This window comes from Flavisphingomonas formosensis, assembly GCF_009755815.1.
GTDB lineage: Bacteria > Pseudomonadota > Alphaproteobacteria > Sphingomonadales > Sphingomonadaceae > Flavisphingomonas > Flavisphingomonas formosensis.
Window position 1 is genome coordinate 242,391 of sequence record NZ_WRPK01000002.1, and the last position, 18,623, is coordinate 261,013.

Below are 18,623 nucleotides of genomic sequence, written 5' to 3' on the forward strand. Positions count from 1 at the left end.
GCAACGGGAAGGCGCGGGCCGAACTTATCCGGCCACTTTCACGCGCCCTTGCTCATCGTCCTATCACCCCGTTTCGCTCCAACGCGTCGATCCGCTCCGCCCCGATCCCCCACGCATCGAGCGCCGCCCGCGTGCTCGCGCCCGGCCCCTCGGGCGGAGTGGGCATCGCGCTCGGTGTCGCGGCGAAGCGGGGCGCGGGCGCGGGCTGCACGACACCATCGACGGTAACGAACGTCCCGCGCGCCATATTATGCGGGTGATGAGGCGCCTCGGCGAGGCTCAGCACGGGCGCGACGCAGGCGTCGCTATCCTCGAACAGCGCACACCATTCGTCACGGGTGCGGGTACGGAAGGCGGTGGCGAGACGGGCGCGGAGCGCAGGCCAGCAGGCGGCATCCTCCTGCTCCGGCCAGTCGGCGGGATCGATACCGAGCCGGTCGAGCAGGATGCGGCGGAACTTCGGCTCGATCGGCGCGACCGCCACGTAGAGTCCGTCCGCGCATGCGTAGCTGTCATAATAAGGCGCGCCGGAATCGAGCAGGTTGGTGCCGCGCGTATCGCCGTGCAGCCCGGCGCCATGCATTCCGTAAAGCGAGGTCATGAGCAGCGCCGAGCCGTCGGTCATCGCCGCATCGACCACCTGCCCCTCGCCGGTCGCCCGCGCATGGAGCAACGCCGCGACGAGCCCGAAGGCGAGCAGCATGCCGCCGCCGCCATAATCGCCGACGAGGTTGAGCGGCGGCGTCGGCGGCGCCCCGGCGCGGCCAGTGGCGTGGAGCGCGCCGGTGAGCGCGATATAGTCGAGATCATGGCCCGCGGTCTGGGCGAGCGGCCCGGTCTGTCCCCAGCCGGTCAGCCGGCCATAGACCAGCGCCGGATTGCGCGCGAGGCAGACATCCGGGCCGAGGCCGAGCTTTTCCATCGTGCCGGGGCGGAAGCCCTCGATCAGCGCATCGGCCGAGGCGACCAGGTCGAGCACGCACGCGATCCCGTCGGGATGCTTGAGGTCGATCGCCGCCGAACGCCGGCTGCGGGCCAGCAGATCGTAGCGGACCGGCTTGGCGATGCCGATGCCGGATGCCTCGCGCCGATCGATGCGCAGCACCTCGGCGCCCGCATCGGCCAGCATCATCGCGCACATCGGCGCCGGGCCGATGCCGGCAAATTCCACGACCCGGATTCCCGCCAGCGGCCCCATCCGTCCTCCCCCCTCTTCTTGCCGTACCGGTCAGAGCGGCGGATCGGTCAGCCGAGTGCCGGGATGCTCGATCGCCGCGCGCACCTTCGCGGGATCCGCATAGAGGATGGTGAGGTTGCCGCCCAGCATCTGGCTGAACACCGGACGATAAGGCGCGGCATAGGCCTCGATCCGGGGGCCGAGGCCGAGCGGCGCCAACAGTTCGGCGAAGTCGGTGTCGCCGGTGCGCAGCGGCATATGGTTCCAGGGATCGATCTGCGCTGTGCCGGCCGCACGCTCGAAAGCCTGGGGCGACGCAGGCGTCATGATGATCGATTCGGCGAGGCGGCGGGCGGCATGATCGTTCACCTCGGTCAGCCGGATGCCGTTCGCCTCGGCATAGCGAATGATCAGCGCCAGCGGCCCCGCGCCCCACAGCGTGTAACGATAGGCACGCCCGCCGCGCCACAGCTCGCCGGAGAGGAAGCCCTGCGCGTCGACCTGCTGGAGGCCGTGCCGCCCATCCTCGATGCCGCGCAGGAAGAGTCTCACGTCCTGCGCCGCCACGCCGGCGGTGACAGCCGCAGCGCCCGCCCAATAGACGTGATTGTTCGGATAGCGCGGCGTCTCGCGGATCTTCTGGTACATCTCGTCGTCGAATTTTTCGACCGACCAGGCAAGTGCGGACAACCAGCGCTCGATCGGCCGGGCCTCGGATTTCGAGATGCTGTGATCCTGCTTGAGGACGATCAGCGCGGTCGCCGCGTTGATGATGACGAACCAAGCCCGATTGCTCGACGTCATCATCGAGACGTTGCCGGTCAGCGCCTCCGCCTTCGCCCAGGCCTCCAGATGCGCCACCATGCACCGCGCGCGGGCCGGATCGGGCGTGCGATCGAGCAGCTGATCGCTGGCCAGCCGGCCCATCAGCTGGCCGAAGACGCGCATCGGGCGCACCTTGTCCCTGCCCCGCTGCCATTTCGCCTCGTCGCGCACCGATTGCTTGTCGTCCGTGTAGAAACGCTCCAGCATCGGCAGATCGCGGTCGACGAGGATGAGCGCGGGGCAGCCGCCGAACGGCACGTCCCGCCAGGCGATCGCGCGGCGGCGGGCGGGGGCATCGAACGGCGCGACCAGCGGGGGACCGCGGCGATCGCTCTGCACCGCCATCAGCGCCGCAGCGGCGCGATAATCGCGCAGCATCGGCCACGCGATCGTCGCCAGCCCGGCACAGAGCAGCACCGACAATGCCCAGTTACGCCAACGCCGCAAACGGCCCTCCCTGCGGCCGGCAAACGTCCCGACCGATGCGATCGATCCTAGCGCCAAGCCGGCCCGATGGACAACCGCGCGGCAGATGAAGTCTGCGCCACGCCCTTGACGTGCGGCTTTCATCCAATATCGCAAGCAATCCGGCCGCAACGGGCCGGGAAAGGACCGGGAAAGCGTGGGACGGAACGACGGCGATGCGCGGATTGCCTGATGGCCCCGAGCCATCGCAGCCGCATCGCGCGGTGCGGATCGGCTGGCTGCTGCTCGGATTTGTCTGCGTCGCGCTCGGCTTCATCGGCGCACTGCTCCCGCTGATGCCGACCACCATCTTCCTCATCCTGGCGGCGGGCTGCTTCGCCCGCTCCTCGCCGCGGCTGGAAGCCTGGCTGCTCGATCATCCCCGTTTCGGGCCGACCCTGCGCGCCTGGCGGCGGGACGGCGCCATTCCGAAGCAGGCCAAGATCGCCGCCTGCGCGGGCATCGCGCTGGGCGGGACGATCTTTCTCGCCGGCGCGCGGCCGCGGCTGTGGATCGCCGCGCTGGTGACGCTGGCGCTCGCCGCCTGCGCCGCCTGGATCGTCAGCCGGCCGCTGCCGCCCGATCAGCGATAGGCGTCGATCAGCCGCCGCTTCATCAGCTTGCCCGTTGCCTCGCGCGGCAGTTCGTCGCGGAATTCGTAGCGGCGCGGCGTCTTGACCCCGCCGAGCGCCGCGCGCGCGAAGCGGCAGAGCTCGTCGGCCAGCGCTTCGTCGCCCGCCACGCCCGCCGCCGGCTGGACGACGGCCAGCACCTGCTCGCCCATCTCCTCGTCCGGCACGCCGATCACCGCAGCGTCGGCCACCTTGGGATGCGTCACCAGCAGATTCTCGATCTCCTGCGGGTAGATGTTCACGCCGCCGGAGATGATCATGAAATTCTTGCGATCGGTGAGGAACAGATAACCGTCCTCGTCCACCCGTCCGATATCGCCGAGCGTCGCCCAGCCATTGGCGTCATAGGCGCGCGCCGTCTTCTCCGGATCGTTGTGATAGGCGAAGCGCGGCCCGTCCGCGAAGCAGATATTGCCCTCCTGCCCTGCCGGCAGCAGCCGCCCCTCGTCGTCGGTGATGCGCAGCGATCCCAGCACCGCGCGGCCGACCGAGCCGGGCCTCGACAGCCATTCCTCGGCAGACAGCGCGGTAATGCCGCAGCTTTCGGTGCCCGAATAATATTCGTGCACGATCGGCCCCCACCAGTCGATCATCGCGCGCTTGACCGGCACCGGGCAGGGCGCGGCAGCGTGCACCACGGCGCGCAGCGAGGAGAGATCGTAGCGCCCACGCACCGCCTCGGGCAGCTTCAGCATGCGGATGAAATGGGTGGGCACGAAGGTGCCGTGGGTGATGCGATGCCGTTCGATCAGCGCCAGCGCGCGCTCGGCATCGAAACGCTCCATCACCACCACCGTGCCGCCCAGCCGCTGCACCGTCATCGCCCAGCGCAAGGGCGCCGCATGGTAGAGCGGCGAGGTCGAGAGATAGCGCGTGTCCGGCCCCATCGCGTAGAGATCGCGCCCCATCGCGGCGAGCGGCGTCGGATCGTCGATCGGGCCTTCGGGAAGCGGGAACTTGACCCCCTTCGGCCGGCCGGTGGTGCCGGAGGAATAGAGCATGTCGGTACCCGCGCTCTCGTCCGCGATCGGGGTCGCAGGCTCCTGTGCCGCCAGCGCAGCCCAGTCCGTCCAGCCATGCGGCGGCAGGCCGCCCGCCGCCGCGGCGGCATCCCCGGCGAGGCTGAGATAGGCATCGGAAGCGACGAGCCGCTTCGCGCCGCAATCTCCGAGGATATAGGCGATGTCGGCCGCGCTCAGCCGGTTCGAGATGGAGGTGAGGTAAAGCCCCGCGCGCTGCGCCGCCCAGCCGAAGACGAACACTTCCGGCGCATTGCCGAACAGCGTCGCCACCGTGTCGCCGCGACGCAGGCCGAGGCGGCGCAGCAGATGGGCCGACTGGTTGGATAGCGCCTCGAGCGCGCCATAGCCGATCGTCTCGCCGCTTTCGGCCATGACGATGGCGGGCTTTTCGGGCGTGCTGCGGGCGTGCGCCGAAGGGTGCATCGCGGATCCTCTCTTCGATCGTGCTTGCCGGGCGAGAACGGCTCGCCGGCGCGGATTCAGCAGAAGGCCAGGACGCCCCGCCGCGCAAGCCGCGCGCAGGATTTGTAAAATTCCGGCTGAAACCTGTGCAAAGCCTCCCGGCCCCGATCGCGCTACATCGGGGCCAACGTTCTCGGGTCGCAACCCATGGGCGCCGCTCGAAGCCCTCTCCCGCACGGGAAAAGGCTTACCCGGCGCCTATGGGCAACAACCGGGACATGAGACCACAGAACAGGAGAGGACAATGTCGCACGCTTCCCCCCATATCCGTTTGACGGCGCTGGCGCTGCTCGCCTCCGTCTCGGCGCCTGCCCTTGCCCAGTCGGCCGGCGGCGATGTGCCCACGGCGCCTGCGGCAGCGACCAACGATGCCAGCGGAACGGGCGACATCGTGGTGACCGCCCAACGCCGCGAGCAATCGCTGATGAAGGTGCCGCTCGCCATTTCAGCAGTGACCGGCCAGGGCCTCGTCAACAAGGGCATCACCAATTCGGCCCAGCTCGCCAGCGCGGTGCCGAACCTGCAGGTGAACAGCGCCTATGGCAGCACCCAGCCCAATTTCTCGCTGCGCGGCATCAGCGTCGCCAACGAATATAACAGCAACCAGGCCTCGCCGGTCGGCGTCTATATGGACGACGTCTATCTCGCCAATCGCACCGCACACGGCATGGGCCTGTTCGATCTCGACCGGGTCGAAGTGCTGCGCGGGCCGCAGGGCACGCTGTTCGGCCGCAACACGACGGGCGGTGCGATCAACTTCATCACCAGGCAGCCGAGCCTCAGCGGCACCAACGGCTATCTCCAGGGCGGCTACGGCAATTTCAACAGCTGGACGGCGCAGGGCGCGGTCGAGACGACGATGGTCGACGACCAGCTCGGCATCCGCATCGCCGGCAATTACGAGAAGGGCGACGGCAAGTTCCACAATGTCTATCCGGGCGGCCGCGATCCGGATTCGGTGGACAAGCTGCAAGGCCGCGTCGCGCTGCGCATCCGGCCGGGCGGCGGACCGCTCGACATCCGCATCAAGGCCTATGGCGGGCGCGACCGCGGCAACCAGGCCGCCGTGTTCGGCCTGCAGCCCTATCGCGAAGGCCTCGGCTTCTATCAGGTGAACGAGAACCGGGTCGGCAAGAGCAAGACCGACGCTTGGGGCGTCTCGGCCAATATCGCCTATGAGCTTTCGCCCTCGCTGAAGCTGACCTCGATCACCTCCTATGACGGCGGCAAGCAGAATCTGCAGCAGGCGGCGGACGGATCGCCGCTCGACGTGCTCGACATCAACTGGCGCTCCAAATATCGCCAGTTCAGCGAGGAAGCGCGGCTGAACTATAGCGGCAATGGCCTCAGCCTGGTTACCGGCCTCTTCTATGGCTGGGATCACACCATCACCGACAATCTGTTCAACATCGGCAGCGCGCTGGCGCCTGGCGTCAATGGCGGCTTCTTCCAGCATTACCGGCAGGTTCGCAAATCCTACGCCGCCTTCGCGCAGGGCGACTATAATCTCGCCAGCAAGCTCGTGCTGACTGTGGGCCTGCGCTACACCTGGGATCGCTCGCGCTACGAGGATGGCTATGCCTATCTCTTCGCGGGCGACGTCGGCGGCGCGCAGATCCCGCTTGCCACCACCGTGCCGTGCGACGGCGTGCCGGGCAGCTGCGCCTATGATCCCTCCGCCCGCTACGCGATCCGCGGCCGCAACAATGCGCTGACCGGCCGGGCCGCGCTCAGCTATACCTTCGACAACGGCATGCTCGCCTATGTCAGCTATAATCGCGGCTATCGGTCGGGCGCCTTCAACGGCGGCGGCTACACCTCGTCCGTCGGCATCACCTATATCAAGCCCGAGCAGGTCAATGCCTATGAGGCGGGCCTCAAGGGCCGGTTCTTCGACAGACGCCTGAGTCTTTCGGTCGCCGGTTTCTACTATGACTATAAGAACCAGCAGGTGCAGGACACGCGCGCCGGCCCCGTCTCTTTCCTGGTCAATGCCCCCAAGTCCGAAGTCTATGGTGCGGAGGCCGAGGCGAGCTTCCGGGTCATGCCCAGCCTCACGCTCAACGGCTCCTTCGGCTATCTCCATGCCCAGTATAAGACGCTGACCCTGCAGGGCACCGACCTGTCGGGCAACGCCCTGCCCTTCGCGCCGCGCTGGACGGCACAGGCGGGCTTCGACTGGACGGTGGCGCGGGTCGCGGACGGCGATCTCTCGCTCGCGCCGACGCTCACCTATTTCAGCCGGCAATGGTTCTCGCCGTTCAACGGCGTGAACGCCGCCGGCACCGGCCAGGTCAATTCCGAATTGCAGCAGAAGGGCTATGCGAAGGTCAACGCCTCGCTCGCCTGGACGCACGACAAGCTGACCCTGCGCGCCTGGGTGAACAACCTCACCAACAAGAAGACGCTGGGCTACGGCCTCGATCTGCGCGGCGCCGGCTTCCCCTACAACTTCCTGGTGCCCTCCGATCCGCGCACCTTCGGCGGCTCCGTCCGCATCGCCTTCTGAGAGAAAAAGTGATGCCGATCGCTGATCCCGACCTCAGCCCCGATCTCAAGGATCCCGACCTCTATGTGGGGAGCGTGCCGCACGAGACGTTCGACGCGCTCCGGCGGGACCGGCCAGTCTACTGGAACGAGGAGAAGGACGGCGCCGGCTTCTGGGCGCTGACGCGATACGCCGACATCGTCGAGGTATCGCGCAACCCGGCGCTATTCTCCTCCGCCTATGAGAATGGCGGGCATCGCATCTTCAACGAGAATGAGGTCGGCCTGACCGGAGCCGGCGAGTCCGCGATCGGCATCCCCTTCATCTCCCTCGATCCGCCGCTGCATACCCATTATCGCAAGTTCATCATGCCCGCCGTCGCGCCGGGCCGGCTGGCCGGCATCGAGGAACGCATCCTCGATCGCTGCACCCGGCTGATCGGCGAGATTCCGCTCGGCGAGACGGTGGACATCGTGCCCCTGCTCTCGGCGCCGCTGCCGCTGCTCACTCTGACCGAGCTGTTCGATCTGCCCGCGGAGTTGTGGACAAAGCTCTACGACTGGACCAACGCCTTCGTCGGCGAGGACGATCCGGATTTCCGGCAGTCCCCCGAGGCGATGGCGCAGGTGATGGGCGAATTCATGGCTTTTGCCGAAGCCCTGTTCCGCGAGCGGCGGACAAGCCCCGGCCAGGATCTGGCGACGCTTCTCGCCAACATGCAGGTCGATGGCGAGCCGGTGCCGTTCAAGGAATTTCTCGGCAACATGATCCTCGCGCTGGTCGGCGCCAACGAGACGACGCGCAACTCGCTGAGCCATTCGATCGTCGCCTTCGCCGAAAACCCCGACCAGTGGGACCGGATCCGCGCCGATCCCGACCTGCTCAAGACTGCGGTGCGCGAGATGGTGCGCTTCGCCAGCCCGGTGATGCACATGCGCCGCACCGCCACCGCCGACACCGAGATCGCGGGCACCCGCATCCGCAAGGGCGACAAGGTGGTGCTGTGGTACATCGCCGCCAACCGCGACGCGTCGATGTTCGCCAATCCCCACGGGTTCGATATCGGCCGCGGCAATATCCAGCATGTCGGCTTCGGCACGGGCCAGCATGTCTGCGTCGGATCGCGCCTCGCCGAGATGCAGCTGCGCGTCGCCTTTGGCGTGCTCGCCCGCCATGTTAAGCAGTTCGAGGTCATGGCACGGCCGCGCAGGTTCCGATCCAATTTCATCAATGGATTGAAGAACCTCGACGTCAGGCTGACGCCGGCCTGAAGGAGAGATGCCGTGGCGGAACCGACACGCTGGAACGACGAACATATCATCGCGGACGCGCTGGGCCGCGCGCCGGACGTGACCCTGGGCGCCGACCATGGCCGCTGGCGGCTGTGCCGCTGGCGCCAGTTCGTCGGCAGCTACACGCTGCCGCCGCTGCCCGATCCCATGTTCGTCGTGCACATCGCCGGCAAGCCCAATGTCCGCACCTGGGAACGCGACGGCTGGAGCGAGACCGCATCGCTGCCCGGCTGCGCCACCATCGTTCCCTCGAACCAGCCGACCGGCTGGCTGGTCGACGGCGAGCTAGACGTGGTGACGCTCAGCGTGAGTTCCTCCGATCTCCAGCGCGCGCCCGCGCTCGACCAGTTCAAGCGGATGCGCTTCGCCTTCTCCGATCCGCTCGGCGTCGCGCTGACCCGCCAGGTGCTGGGCGAGCTCTATGCGCCGCAGACGCCGGAGCGCGACGTCTATGTCGGCGCGCTGGTCGATGCGCTGAAGGCGCATATGCTGCGCGGCCCCGTCTCGGCGCCATCGGCGGAGATCCCGACCAGCGCCTTCTCCTCCTACCGCATCCATCACATCATGAACGCCATCCAGAAACGGCCCGAGGCGGAGCACAGCCTGGAGGAGATGGCCGCGCAGGCGGGCGTCACCCCCACCCATTTCTGCCGCATCTTCAAGCGGGCGACCGGGGTCAGCCCGCACCAATATGTGATGCGCGCCCGGCTCGATCGCGCCCAGCAGATGCTGGAGCAGTCCGACGCGTCGATGGCGACCATCGCCGAGGCGCTGGGCTTCACCAGCCAGAGCCATTTCACCCGCGCCTTCCGCCAGTTCGCCGGCCAGACGCCGAGCGACTATCGGCGGCGCGGCCGGGAGACGCTGCAATGACATCGATCCAGGGCTTCTCCGGTCTGGAACTGCCCGAGCTCATCCTGCGCGCGGGCGCCGATCCGATCCGCATCGAGGCCAGCACCGCCGACATCGATCCCTGCACCGGCGAGCGCTTTGCCGATATTCCGGCCGCCTCGCCGGCCGACGTGGATGCCGTGGTCGAGGCTGCGCATCGCGCCTTTCGCAATCCCGCCTGGCGCGATCTCCATCCGCTGGCGCGCGAGCGGCTGCTGCATCGCTTCGCCGACGCGATCGAGGCGGACCTGCCGCGCATCGCCGCGCTGGAGGCGCTCGACACCGGCAAGCCCATCTCGATCGTCGAGACGCTCGACATACCGACCGCCATTTCCTGGCTGCGCGCCTATGCCGGCTGGCCGGGCAAGCTCGCCGGCCGGGCCGCGCCGCTCTCCGCCACGCCCGGCGCGTTCCACGCCTATTCGCGGCGCGAGCCGATCGGCGTCGTCGCCGCGATCACGCCGTGGAACTTCCCGCTGGTGCTGGCGATGTGGAAGATCGCCCCGGCGCTCGCCGCCGGCTGTACCATCGTGCTGAAGCCCGCGCCCGAAACCCCGCTGAGCGCGCTCCGCCTCGTCGAGCTCGCCCGCGCGGCGGGCCTGCCGGACGGCGTGCTGAGCGTCGTCACCGGCGACGGCGCGACCGGCGCCGCACTGGCCGCGCATCCGCGCATCGCCAAGGTGGCCTTCACCGGATCGACCGCCACGGGCCAGGCGATCCTCGCCGCCTCGGTGCCGTCGCTGAAGCGCGTCACGCTGGAGCTCGGCGGCAAATCGCCGACCATCTTGTGCAAGGACGCCGATCTCGCGACCGCAATTCCACAGGCGGCGATGGGCTGCTTCTTCAACTCGGGCCAGATCTGCTACGCGGGCACCCGGCTCTATGTGCACCGGTCCATCTATGACGAGGTGCTGGACGGCATCCGCACGGTGGGCGCGGCGCAGCGCATCGGTCCGAGCGCGGATCGGACCAGCCAGCTCGGCCCGCTGATCAGCGCGCGCCAGCATGAGAAGGTCTCCGGCTTCGTGCAGCGCGCGTCCGATGCCGGGATCACGGCGCTGCCAGCGGGCGGGCCCATCCCCGACGCGGGCTATTATTTCGCGCCCACCCTGCTGCGCGATGTGCCGTCGGATGCCGAAGTGATGCGCGAGGAGGTGTTCGGTCCGGTGCTGGCGACCGCGCCGTTCGACGAGATCGAGGAGGCGATCGCGCTCGCCAATGACAGCGCCTATGGTCTCGCCGCCCATGTCTTTACCCGCGATCTCACGACGGCGCACAAAGCCTCGGCCGCGCTGGAGGCGGGCACCGTCTTCGTGAACTGCATCCTGCTCGCCGATCCCGCCTTTCCCTTCGGGGGGATGAAGATGTCCGGCATCGGGCGGGAGAATGGCAGCGAGGTGCTGGACGCCTATCTGGAGCCCAAATCGGTCGTGATGGCGCTGTGAGCGCTACCCTTCTTCGTCATCCCAGCGAAAGCTGGGATCGCTCTCAAAATGCACTTGGCTCGAGGTCGAGAGTGATCCCAGCGTTCGCTGGGATGACGCGTCGACTTGATGTCATCCCGTTCCAATGATCCCGTCTTCGCAGGGATGACGGAAAACAAATCCCCCTAGGACCCCGCCATGCAGACCATCGCCGCCGTCGCCCGCAGCCCCCACGCCGATTTCTCCATCGAGCCGATCGACCTCGAGGCTCCGCGCGCCGGCGAAGTGCTGGTGCGCATCGTGGGCGTCGGGCTCTGCCACACCGATCTGATCGCGCGCGATCAGTTCATTCCCATCCCCCTGCCTGCGGTGCTCGGCCATGAAGGCGCGGGCATCGTCGAGGCGGTGGGCGACGGCGTCACCAAGGTGAAGCCGGGCGACCGGGTGGTGATCGGCTTCGCCAGTTGCGGCGCCTGCCCGCGCTGCGCCGAGCATCTGCCCTCCTATTGCCGCGAATTTCCGCAGCGCAACTATGCCGGCACCCGCACCGACGGCTCCACCGCCATCCGCGTCGCGGGCACGCCGGCCTCGGGCCATTTCTTCGCCCAATCCTCCTTCGCCGGCCATGCCGTCGCCGAGGAGCGCAACGTCGTTAAGATCGAGGCGGACGACGTGCCGCTGGAGCTGCTCGGGCCGCTCGGCTGCGGCTTCCAGACCGGCGCGGGCGGCGTGATGCGCTCGCTCGCCTGCCCGTCCGGATCGAGCATCGCGATCTTCGGCGGCGGGCCGGTCGGCCTCGCGGCGGTGATGGGTGCGGTGGTGCAGGGCTGCGCCACGATCATCCTCGTCGAGCCCTTCGCCGCCCGGCGCGCGCTCGGCCTGTCGCTCGGCGCGACACATGTCGTCGATCCGGCGGACGGCGACGTGGGCGCCGCGATCCGCGCAATCCTGCCCGACGGCACCGAATATGCGTTCGAGACCAGCGGCCGCGAAGCCGTCATCGAGACCGCGCTCGCCAGCCTCGCCAGCCACGGCCTGCTCGGCCTGGTGGGCGTGCCGCCGCGGCCGGACAGCAGCCTTTCGATCAATATCGCCTCGCTGATCACTTATGGCCATCGCATCCATGGCATCATCGAGGGCGACAGCGATCTCGACGGCTTCATTCCCGAGCTGGTCGAATTGTTTCGCGCGGGGCGTTTCCCGATCGACCGGCTGATCGAGACCTTTCCGCTCGACCGCATCAACGAGGCCGTCGCGGCGCAGATTCGCGGGGAATGCGTGAAGGCGGTGCTGGTGCCGTGAGCGGCTGCGCTCAGGACGTGCTTTCGTCGGGATGGCAGTGAAAACAATCCGCGTTCCGCTCTTGCTCCATGCCCTCGCATCTGCGATCTACTCGCCAGTATAGAGATGACGGAGTGGTTTTGTGATTTTGACCGAAACGCAGGCCGCGATCCAGGAAGCGGTGCGTAGCTATGCGCAGGAGCGGCTGCGTCCGCAGAGCGCGGCGTTCGAGGCGGCGGGCGGTTATCCGCCGGGCCTGTTCGAGGAGATAGCGGAGCTGGGGCTGCTCGGCATGGTGGCACCGGAATCCTATGGCGGTGCGGCGAGCGACTATGTCTCCTATGCGCTGGCGCTGATCGAGATCGCGGCGGCCGACGGCGCGCTCTCCACCATCGTCTCGATCCAGAATTCGATCATGGTCGCAGGGCTGCTCAAGGATGGGACGGAGGCGCAGAAGGCACGCTTCCTGCCCGATCTGATCGCCGGTCGGATGATCGGCGCCTTCGCGCTGACCGAAACGGATGCGGGTTCGGACGCGGCGGCGATCCGGACGCGCGCGACGAAGGCGGACGGCGGCTGGCGGCTGAATGGCGCCAAGCAGTTCATCACCTCGGGCAAGATCGCCGGCATGACCATGGTGATCGCGGTGACCGATCCAGATGCGGGCAAGAAGGGCTTCTCCGCCTTCCTCGTGCCGACCGACCGGCCAGGCTATTGGGTCGACAAGGTGGAGCATAAGCTCGGCCAGGCGGCGTCGGACACCTGCGCGTTGCGCTTCGAGGATCTGTTCGTCGAGGAGGCGTTGCTGCTCGGCGCGCCGGGCCAGGGCTATCGCATCGCGCTCGCCAATCTGGAGACGGGGCGGATCGGCATCGCCGCGCAGTGCATCGGCATGGCGCAGGCGGCGCTGGAGATCGCGGTCGGCTATGCCAAGGAGCGCCGCTCGATGGGCAAGGCGATCATCGAGCATCAGGCGGTGGGCTTCCGGCTCGCGGACCTGGCGGCGCGGCTGGAGGCGGCGCGGCAGCTGGTGCTGCACGCGGCCAGCCTCAAGGATGGCGGCCTGCCCTGCCTCAAGGAAGCCTCGATGGCGAAGCTGGTCGCCTCGGAAACCGCCGAGGCGGTCGTCTCCGGCGCGATCCAGACGCTCGGCGGCTATGGCTATCTCGAGGAGTTCGGCATCGCCAAGATCTACCGCGACGTACGCGTCTGCCAGATCTACGAAGGCACGTCCGACATCCAGCGCATGGTCATCGCCCGCGCCCTCTGAGCGCGCAGGCATAACGGCACGACAGGCACCAGCAAGGGGAACGGACGGATGCGGATTGACGGCATGGCAGCAATCGTGACCGGCGGAGCCTCCGGGCTCGGCGCCGGCACGGCGGAGCGGCTGGCACGGGCCGGCGCGAAGGTGACGATCTTCGATCTCAACGCCGCGCTCGGCGAGGAGAAGGCGAAGGAGATAGGCGGCCATTTCGCCGCGGTGGATGTGACCGACGAGGACGCCGTGGAGACCGCGCTCGCCGAAGCGGAGGGGTTGCACGGCAAGGCCCGCATCCTGGTGAACTGCGCCGGCATCGGGCCGCCCGCCAAGGTGATCGGCCGCGACGGCAAGGCGATCCCGCTCGGCGACTTCACCAAGATCGTCCGCATCAACCTGTTCGGCACGTTCAACGTCCTGTCCAAATTCGCCGCGCGCCTCCACGATGCCGAACCGGTGGGCGAGGAACGCGGCGTGATCGTCAACACCGCCTCTGTGGCGGCGTTCGACGGGCAGATCGGTCAGGCGGCCTATTCGGCGTCGAAGGGCGGCGTCGTCGGCATGGCGCTGCCGATCGCGCGCGAATTCGCCCGCTACGGCATCCGCGTGATGACGATCGCGCCCGGCATCTTCTGGACGCCGCTGCTCGCCACCCTGCCGCAGGAAGCGCAGGATTCGCTGGGCAGGCAGGTGCCCTTCCCGAGCCGCCTCGGCCAGCCGGACGAATATGCCCAGCTGGTCGAGAGCATCGTCACCAATCCCATGCTGAACGGCGAGGTGATCCGGCTGGACGGCGCCATCCGCATGGCCCCGAAATGAGCCGATACGGGAGCATCCGGACATGAGCGAATCCCCCATCCTCCTCGATGTCGCGGACGGCATCGCCCGGCTGACGCTCAACCGGCCCGATGTCGGCAATGCGATCGATCTCGCCCTGGCGCGCAGCCTGCTGGAGGCGGCGATACGCTGCCAGACCGACGATGCGATACGCTGCGTGGTGCTGACCGGCCGGGGCCGGCTGTTCTGCGCGGGCGGCGATGTCGGCCAGATGGCGGCCGCGGGCGAGCGCGCGGACGCGCTGCTCAGCGAGCTTGCCGGCACGCTCCACATGAGCATGGTCCGGCTCGCGCGGATGAAGAAGCCGCTGGTCGTGCTGGTCAACGGCCCCGCGGCCGGCGCCGGGCTCAGTCTCGCGATCAGCGGCGACGTGGTGCTTTCCGTGCCCACCGCCCATTTCACCGCGGCCTATGGCGCGATCGGGCTCACCCCCGATGGCGGCATGAGCTGGCTGCTGCCCCGGCTGGTGGGGCTGCGCAAGGCACAGGAGATCATTCTCGCCAACCGGCGCATTGAGGCGCCCGAGGCCGAGGCGATCGGCCTCGTCAGCCGGCTGGTCGAGGCGGACAGGCTGACCGAGGAGGGCGATGCGATCGCCACGCAATTCGCGGACGCGGCGGTCGGCGCGGTCGGGGGCGCCCGCGCACTGCTGCACCACAGCTTCGACAGCAGCTACGAGGCGCAGCTGGAGCGTGAGGCGCAGTCGATTGCCGAGGCGGGCGCGACCGCCGAGTGCCGCGAAGGCCTGGCCGCCTTCTTCGCCAAGCGCAAAGCGGATTTCAGGAGCGTCTGACCGAGATCCGTTCCCGGCGAGCCTGTCGCGGCAACCTGCCTCCTCTTCCACGGCAGAAGAGAAAAGGAGGACTTCGACAAGCCCGGTCCGAACGGCAGGCGGAAAGCGGCGATTCCAGATCGTGAAGGGAGATTGACAGATGGCGCTTCGTACACGCTTCACCGAACTGCTCGGCATCGAGCATCCGATCGTGCAGGGCGGCATGATGTGGGTGGGCCGTGCCGAGCTCGCCGCCGCCGTATCCAACGCCGGCGGCCTCGGCATCCTGACCGCGCTCACCCAGCCGACGCCGGACGATCTGCGGCGCGAGATCGATCGCTGCCGCACGATGACCGACAAGCCGTTCGGCGTGAACCTGACCATCCTGCCCTCGGTCAATCCGCCGCCCTATGCCGAATATCGCCGCGCGATCATCGACAGCGGCATCACCATCGTCGAGACCGCCGGCCACAAGCCGCAGGAGCATGTCGATGAGTTCAAGGCCCACGGCATCAAGGTACTGCATAAATGCACCGCCGTCCGCCATGCGCTCTCGGCCGAGCGGATGGGCGTCGACGTGATCTCGATCGACGGCTTCGAATGCGCCGGCCATCCGGGCGAGGACGACATTCCCGGCCTGATCCTGATCCCGGCCGCGGCCGACCGCATCAAGATCCCGATCATCGCCAGCGGCGGCTTCGGCGACGGCCGCGGTCTGGTCGCCGCCCTGGCGCTCGGCGCTGAAGGGATCAACATGGGCACGCGCTTCTGCGCGACCGTCGAGGCGCCGATCCACGACAGGATCAAGCAATTCATCGTCGACAATGACGAGCGCGGCACCAACCTCATCTTCCGCAAGTTCCGCAACACCGGCCGTGTCGCCAAGAACAGCGTCTCGGATCAGGTGGTGGAGATTTCGGCGCGGCCCGAGGCGGTGTTCGGCGACGTCGCCGATCTTGTGAAGGGCGCCAAGGGCCGCGACGCGCTGGAGACCGGCAATATCGACGCCGGGCTCGTCTGGGCGGGCCAGGTGCAGGGCCTGATCCACGACGTACCGACCTGCGCGGAACTGATCGGCCGCATCGTGCACGATGCCGAGACGATCATCGCCGGCCGGCTCGCCGGCTTCCTCACGCAACCGGAGACCGCGGCCGCATGAGCTACACCTATGTCGACGTCGCCCGCGAGGGACGGCTCACCATCGTCACGCTCAACCGGCCCGAGGCGCACAATGCGCTGAACGCGGCCGCCCATGTCGAGCTGCACGAAGTTTTCGACGCCTTCGCGGCCGATGACGAGCAATGGGTGGCGATCGTCACCGGCGCCGGCCCCAAGGCCTTCTGCGCGGGGCATGACCTCAAGCAACAGGCCGCAGGCGGGGGCATGCACATCCCGCCGAGCGGCTTTGGCGGCCTCACTTCGCGCTTCGACTGCCCCAAGCCGATCATCGCCGCGGTGAACGGCGTGGCGATGGGCGGCGGCTTCGAGATCGCGCTGGCCTGCGACATCGTCCTGGCCTCGGCCAATGCCGTGTTCGCCCTGCCCGAGCCGCGGGTAGGCCTCGCCGCATTGGCCGGCGGCATGCACCGGCTGCCGCGCGCGATCGGCCTGACCCGCGCCATGGGCCTGATGCTCACCGGCCGCCGCGTCACCGCCGCCGAGGGGCTGGCGCTCGGCTTCGTCAACGAGGTGACCGACGGCGATGTTTTACCGCTCGCCCGGCGCTGGGCGGAAGAGCTGTTGCAATGCAGCCCGATGTCGCTGCGCGCCACCAAGCAGGCGGTGCTGGCCGGGCTCGACAAGTCGGTCGCCGACGCGCTCGCGGCCGAAGGCACCCTGCCCGCGATCCGGGCAATGCTGGCATCCGAAGATGCGGCCGAAGGGCCGAAGGCGTTTGCCGAGAAGCGCAGCCCGACCTGGCAAGGACGCTGAGGGAGGATCGGGCGATGGCAGAACGGTTGGGTCCGCTGGCGGGCCTTCGTGTCGTCGAGTTCGCCAGCATCGGGCCGGGGCCGCATTGCGCGATGCTGCTCTCCGATCTCGGGGCCGAGGTGCTGCGCATCGACCGGCCGGGCGGCAATGGCTGGCCGAACCCGATCATGGACCGCGGCCGCGCCGTCCTGCCGCTCGACATCCGCTCCGAAGAGGGCCGTGCGGCCGCAGCCGAAGCGGCCTTGCTGGCCGACGTGCTGATCGAAGGCTTCCGCCCCGGCGTGATGGAGCGGCTCGGCCTGGGCCCGGACACGCTGCTCGCCGCCAATCCGCGCCTCGTCTACGGCCGCATGACCGGCTGGGGCCAGGAGGGTCCGCTCGCCCGGGTCGCCGGCCACGACATCGACTATATCGCGATCACCGGCGCGCTGGCGGCGATCGGGCGCCCCGGCGAACCGGCGGTGCCCCCGCTCAATCTGGTCGGCGATTTCGGCGGCGGATCGATGTTCCTCGCCTTCGGCATCATGGCCGCTTTGTGGGAGCGGGAGCGATCGGGCAAGGGCCAGGTGGTCGATGCGGCGATCGTCGACGGCGTCGCCTCGATGATGGGGATGTTCACCGGGCTCACGCCCTCGGGGCTGATCTCGCTGGAGCGGGACGCCAATCTGCTCGGCGGGGCTGCGCCCTTCTATCGCTGCTATCGCTGCGCGGACGGCCGCGAGATCGCCGTCGGTCCGCTCGAGCCCGCATTCTGGACCCATCTGTGCGAACGGCTGGGCGCCCCCGCCTCACTCAGCCAGGACGAGAAGGATTGGCCGGAGACCACCGCCTGGTTCGAACGCACCTTCGCCACCCGGCCGGCCAGCCACTGGCTCGCCCTGTTCGAGGGCAGCGACGCCTGCGTCGCGCCGGTGCTGACTGCCGACAAGGCCCCTTCGCATCCGCATCACGCCGCCCGCGCCACCTATGTCGAACGGGGCGGCCTCGCCCATCCCGCCCCCGCGCCGCGCTTCAGCCGGACGCCCGGGGCGATCCAGGAGGATGCGGATGCGAGCGCTCTTCTGGGCCGGTGGCGGGCGCAGGCGGCGGCCCGGAGCTGACGTTTTCCCCGTCAGTCGCGCGGCTTTCCGGCCAGTGTGCCGCCATCGACGAGATAGTCGCCGCCCGTGCAGAAGGAACTCTGGTCCGACGCGAGGAACAGCACCATGCGCGCCACCTCCTGCGCGTCGGCCATGCGCATCAGCGGATATTTGCCGTACATCGCGTCATAATCCGCGTCGGACCAGCCCGGCCGCTCGATCATCTTGGTCTTGGTCGGCCCCGGTACCACCGCGTTCACGCGAATGCCGTCCGGTCCAAGCTCGATTGCCGCACTCCTGGTCAGGCCCCTGATGCCGAATTTGGAGGCGGCATAGGCGCCGAAGCCCTGCCGTCCCTCCAGGCCCTGCACCGAGGAGAAGTTGACGATCGATCCCCCACCCGCGCGCCGGAGCGAGGGCGTGACGCAGCGTATGCCGAGGAAGGTGCCGACGAGATTGGTGTCGATCACCTTGCGAAAGGTCTCGACGTCGAGCGCCTCGATCGGCGCCACGCGGATGATCCCAGCATTGTTCACCAGCACGCCGATCGGCCCGAACGCCGCCTCTATCCGCTCCACAGCCGACTGCCAGTCCGTCTCGCTGGTCACGTCGAGCGGCACGAACAGCGCCGCGCCGGGATGCGCCGCCTCGATCTCGGCGACGAGCGCCGCCGCTTCCTCGGCACGCCGGTCGGCTATCGCGACGCGTGCGCCCTCGGCGACGAACAGCCGCGCCGTCGCTGCGCCGATGCCGCGTGCGCCCCCGGTAACGAGGGCCACTTTG

Annotated in this window: 16 protein-coding genes; 12 read left to right on the plus strand and 4 right to left on the minus strand. The window is 68.5% G+C overall.

The annotated features are described in order from the left end of the window. Positions 1–52: 52 nt before the first annotated feature. Together GQY20_RS07215 and GQY20_RS07220 are read right to left on the minus strand one after the other, a co-directional pair. Complete coding sequence (locus GQY20_RS07215) at positions 53–1,198, minus strand: CaiB/BaiF CoA transferase family protein (RefSeq protein ID WP_157216391.1); 1,146 nt, start codon at positions 1,196–1,198, stop codon at positions 53–55. A gap of 30 nt (positions 1,199–1,228) precedes the next feature. Further along, a complete protein-coding gene (locus GQY20_RS07220; protein ID WP_157216392.1) occupies positions 1,229–2,449 on the minus strand; it encodes an alginate lyase family protein in 1,221 nt (406 codons plus the stop codon). A 194-nt stretch (positions 2,450–2,643) separates the two neighbouring features. Here GQY20_RS07220 and GQY20_RS07225 point away from each other — a divergent pair, with 194 nt between their 5' ends. Continuing rightward, positions 2,644–3,060, plus strand: coding sequence for a YbaN family protein (locus tag GQY20_RS07225; protein WP_157216393.1), 417 nt, complete (start codon positions 2,644–2,646; stop codon positions 3,058–3,060). Here GQY20_RS07225 and GQY20_RS07230 read toward each other — a convergent pair. Beyond that, a complete protein-coding gene (locus GQY20_RS07230) occupies positions 3,051–4,544 on the minus strand; it encodes an acyl-CoA synthetase (protein WP_157216394.1) in 1,494 nt (497 codons plus the stop codon). The genes GQY20_RS07225 and GQY20_RS07230 overlap by 10 nt on opposite strands. A 283-nt stretch (positions 4,545–4,827) precedes the next feature. Here GQY20_RS07230 and GQY20_RS07235 point away from each other — a divergent pair, with 283 nt between their 5' ends. From GQY20_RS07235 to GQY20_RS07285, 11 genes are all read left to right on the plus strand, one after another. Continuing rightward, positions 4,828–7,092, plus strand: coding sequence for a TonB-dependent receptor (locus GQY20_RS07235; protein WP_157216395.1), 2,265 nt, complete (start codon positions 4,828–4,830; stop codon positions 7,090–7,092). An 11-nt stretch (positions 7,093–7,103) separates the two neighbouring features. Next, a complete protein-coding gene (locus GQY20_RS07240) occupies positions 7,104–8,342 on the plus strand; it encodes a cytochrome P450 (RefSeq protein WP_157216396.1) in 1,239 nt (412 codons plus the stop codon). Positions 8,343–8,354: 12 nt separating this feature from the next. Beyond that, complete coding sequence (locus GQY20_RS07245) at positions 8,355–9,236, plus strand: helix-turn-helix domain-containing protein (RefSeq protein WP_157216397.1); 882 nt, start codon at positions 8,355–8,357, stop codon at positions 9,234–9,236. Further along, positions 9,233–10,699, plus strand: coding sequence for an aldehyde dehydrogenase family protein (locus tag GQY20_RS07250; RefSeq protein ID WP_157216398.1), 1,467 nt, complete (start codon positions 9,233–9,235; stop codon positions 10,697–10,699). Before GQY20_RS07245 ends, GQY20_RS07250 begins: the two co-directional genes overlap by 4 nt. A gap of 177 nt (positions 10,700–10,876) precedes the next feature. After that, a complete protein-coding gene (locus GQY20_RS07255; protein ID WP_157216399.1) occupies positions 10,877–11,980 on the plus strand; it encodes an NAD(P)-dependent alcohol dehydrogenase in 1,104 nt (367 codons plus the stop codon). Between the two features lie 124 nt (positions 11,981–12,104). Then, the gene (locus GQY20_RS07260) at positions 12,105–13,229 is read left to right on the plus strand and encodes an acyl-CoA dehydrogenase family protein (RefSeq protein WP_157216799.1); all 1,125 of its coding nucleotides are present in this window, start codon (positions 12,105–12,107) and stop codon (positions 13,227–13,229) included. Positions 13,230–13,277: 48 nt separating this feature from the next. Beyond that, positions 13,278–14,039 carry a 3-hydroxyacyl-CoA dehydrogenase gene (locus GQY20_RS07265; RefSeq protein WP_157216400.1) on the plus strand — a complete coding sequence of 254 codons (762 nt, stop codon included), beginning with the start codon at positions 13,278–13,280 and terminating at the stop codon, positions 14,037–14,039. A 22-nt stretch (positions 14,040–14,061) separates the two neighbouring features. Further along, positions 14,062–14,850 (plus strand): enoyl-CoA hydratase/isomerase family protein, encoded by a 789-nt coding sequence (locus GQY20_RS07270; protein WP_157216401.1) that lies wholly within the window; start codon positions 14,062–14,064, stop codon positions 14,848–14,850. A 139-nt stretch (positions 14,851–14,989) separates the two neighbouring features. After that, on the plus strand, positions 14,990–15,988 hold the full coding sequence (locus tag GQY20_RS07275; protein WP_157216402.1) for an NAD(P)H-dependent flavin oxidoreductase: 999 nt from the start codon (positions 14,990–14,992) through the stop codon (positions 15,986–15,988). Next, positions 15,985–16,761, plus strand: coding sequence for an enoyl-CoA hydratase-related protein (locus tag GQY20_RS07280; protein ID WP_157216403.1), 777 nt, complete (start codon positions 15,985–15,987; stop codon positions 16,759–16,761). Before GQY20_RS07275 ends, GQY20_RS07280 begins: the two co-directional genes overlap by 4 nt. 14 nt (positions 16,762–16,775) lie before the next feature. Further along, positions 16,776–17,861, plus strand: a complete 1,086-nt coding sequence (locus GQY20_RS07285) for a CaiB/BaiF CoA transferase family protein (protein ID WP_157216404.1) — start codon at positions 16,776–16,778, stop codon at positions 17,859–17,861. Positions 17,862–17,872: 11 nt separating this feature from the next. Here GQY20_RS07285 and GQY20_RS07290 read toward each other — a convergent pair whose 3' ends face one another. Next, a complete protein-coding gene (locus GQY20_RS07290) occupies positions 17,873–18,619 on the minus strand; it encodes an SDR family NAD(P)-dependent oxidoreductase (RefSeq protein WP_232475934.1) in 747 nt (248 codons plus the stop codon). Between the last annotated feature and the right edge of the window lie 4 nt (positions 18,620–18,623).

What these genes read in the sequence shown, in the direction of transcription:
- GQY20_RS07215 (WP_157216391.1), bottom strand. Translation starts at nt 1,198, where the DNA reads ATGGGGCCGCTGGCGGGAATCCGGGTCGTGGAATTTGCCGGCATCGGC.
- GQY20_RS07225 (WP_157216393.1), top strand. Translation starts at nt 2,644, where the DNA reads ATGCGCGGATTGCCTGATGGCCCCGAGCCATCGCAGCCGCATCGCGCG.
- GQY20_RS07230 (WP_157216394.1), bottom strand. Translation starts at nt 4,544, where the DNA reads ATGCACCCTTCGGCGCACGCCCGCAGCACGCCCGAAAAGCCCGCCATC.
- GQY20_RS07235 (WP_157216395.1), top strand. Translation starts at nt 4,828, where the DNA reads ATGTCGCACGCTTCCCCCCATATCCGTTTGACGGCGCTGGCGCTGCTC.
- GQY20_RS07240 (WP_157216396.1), top strand. Translation starts at nt 7,104, where the DNA reads ATGCCGATCGCTGATCCCGACCTCAGCCCCGATCTCAAGGATCCCGAC.
- GQY20_RS07250 (WP_157216398.1), top strand. Translation starts at nt 9,233, where the DNA reads ATGACATCGATCCAGGGCTTCTCCGGTCTGGAACTGCCCGAGCTCATC.
- GQY20_RS07255 (WP_157216399.1), top strand. Translation starts at nt 10,877, where the DNA reads ATGCAGACCATCGCCGCCGTCGCCCGCAGCCCCCACGCCGATTTCTCC.
- GQY20_RS07265 (WP_157216400.1), top strand. Translation starts at nt 13,278, where the DNA reads ATGCGGATTGACGGCATGGCAGCAATCGTGACCGGCGGAGCCTCCGGG.
- GQY20_RS07270 (WP_157216401.1), top strand. Translation starts at nt 14,062, where the DNA reads ATGAGCGAATCCCCCATCCTCCTCGATGTCGCGGACGGCATCGCCCGG.
- GQY20_RS07275 (WP_157216402.1), top strand. Translation starts at nt 14,990, where the DNA reads ATGGCGCTTCGTACACGCTTCACCGAACTGCTCGGCATCGAGCATCCG.
- GQY20_RS07280 (WP_157216403.1), top strand. Translation starts at nt 15,985, where the DNA reads ATGAGCTACACCTATGTCGACGTCGCCCGCGAGGGACGGCTCACCATC.
- GQY20_RS07285 (WP_157216404.1), top strand. Translation starts at nt 16,776, where the DNA reads ATGGCAGAACGGTTGGGTCCGCTGGCGGGCCTTCGTGTCGTCGAGTTC.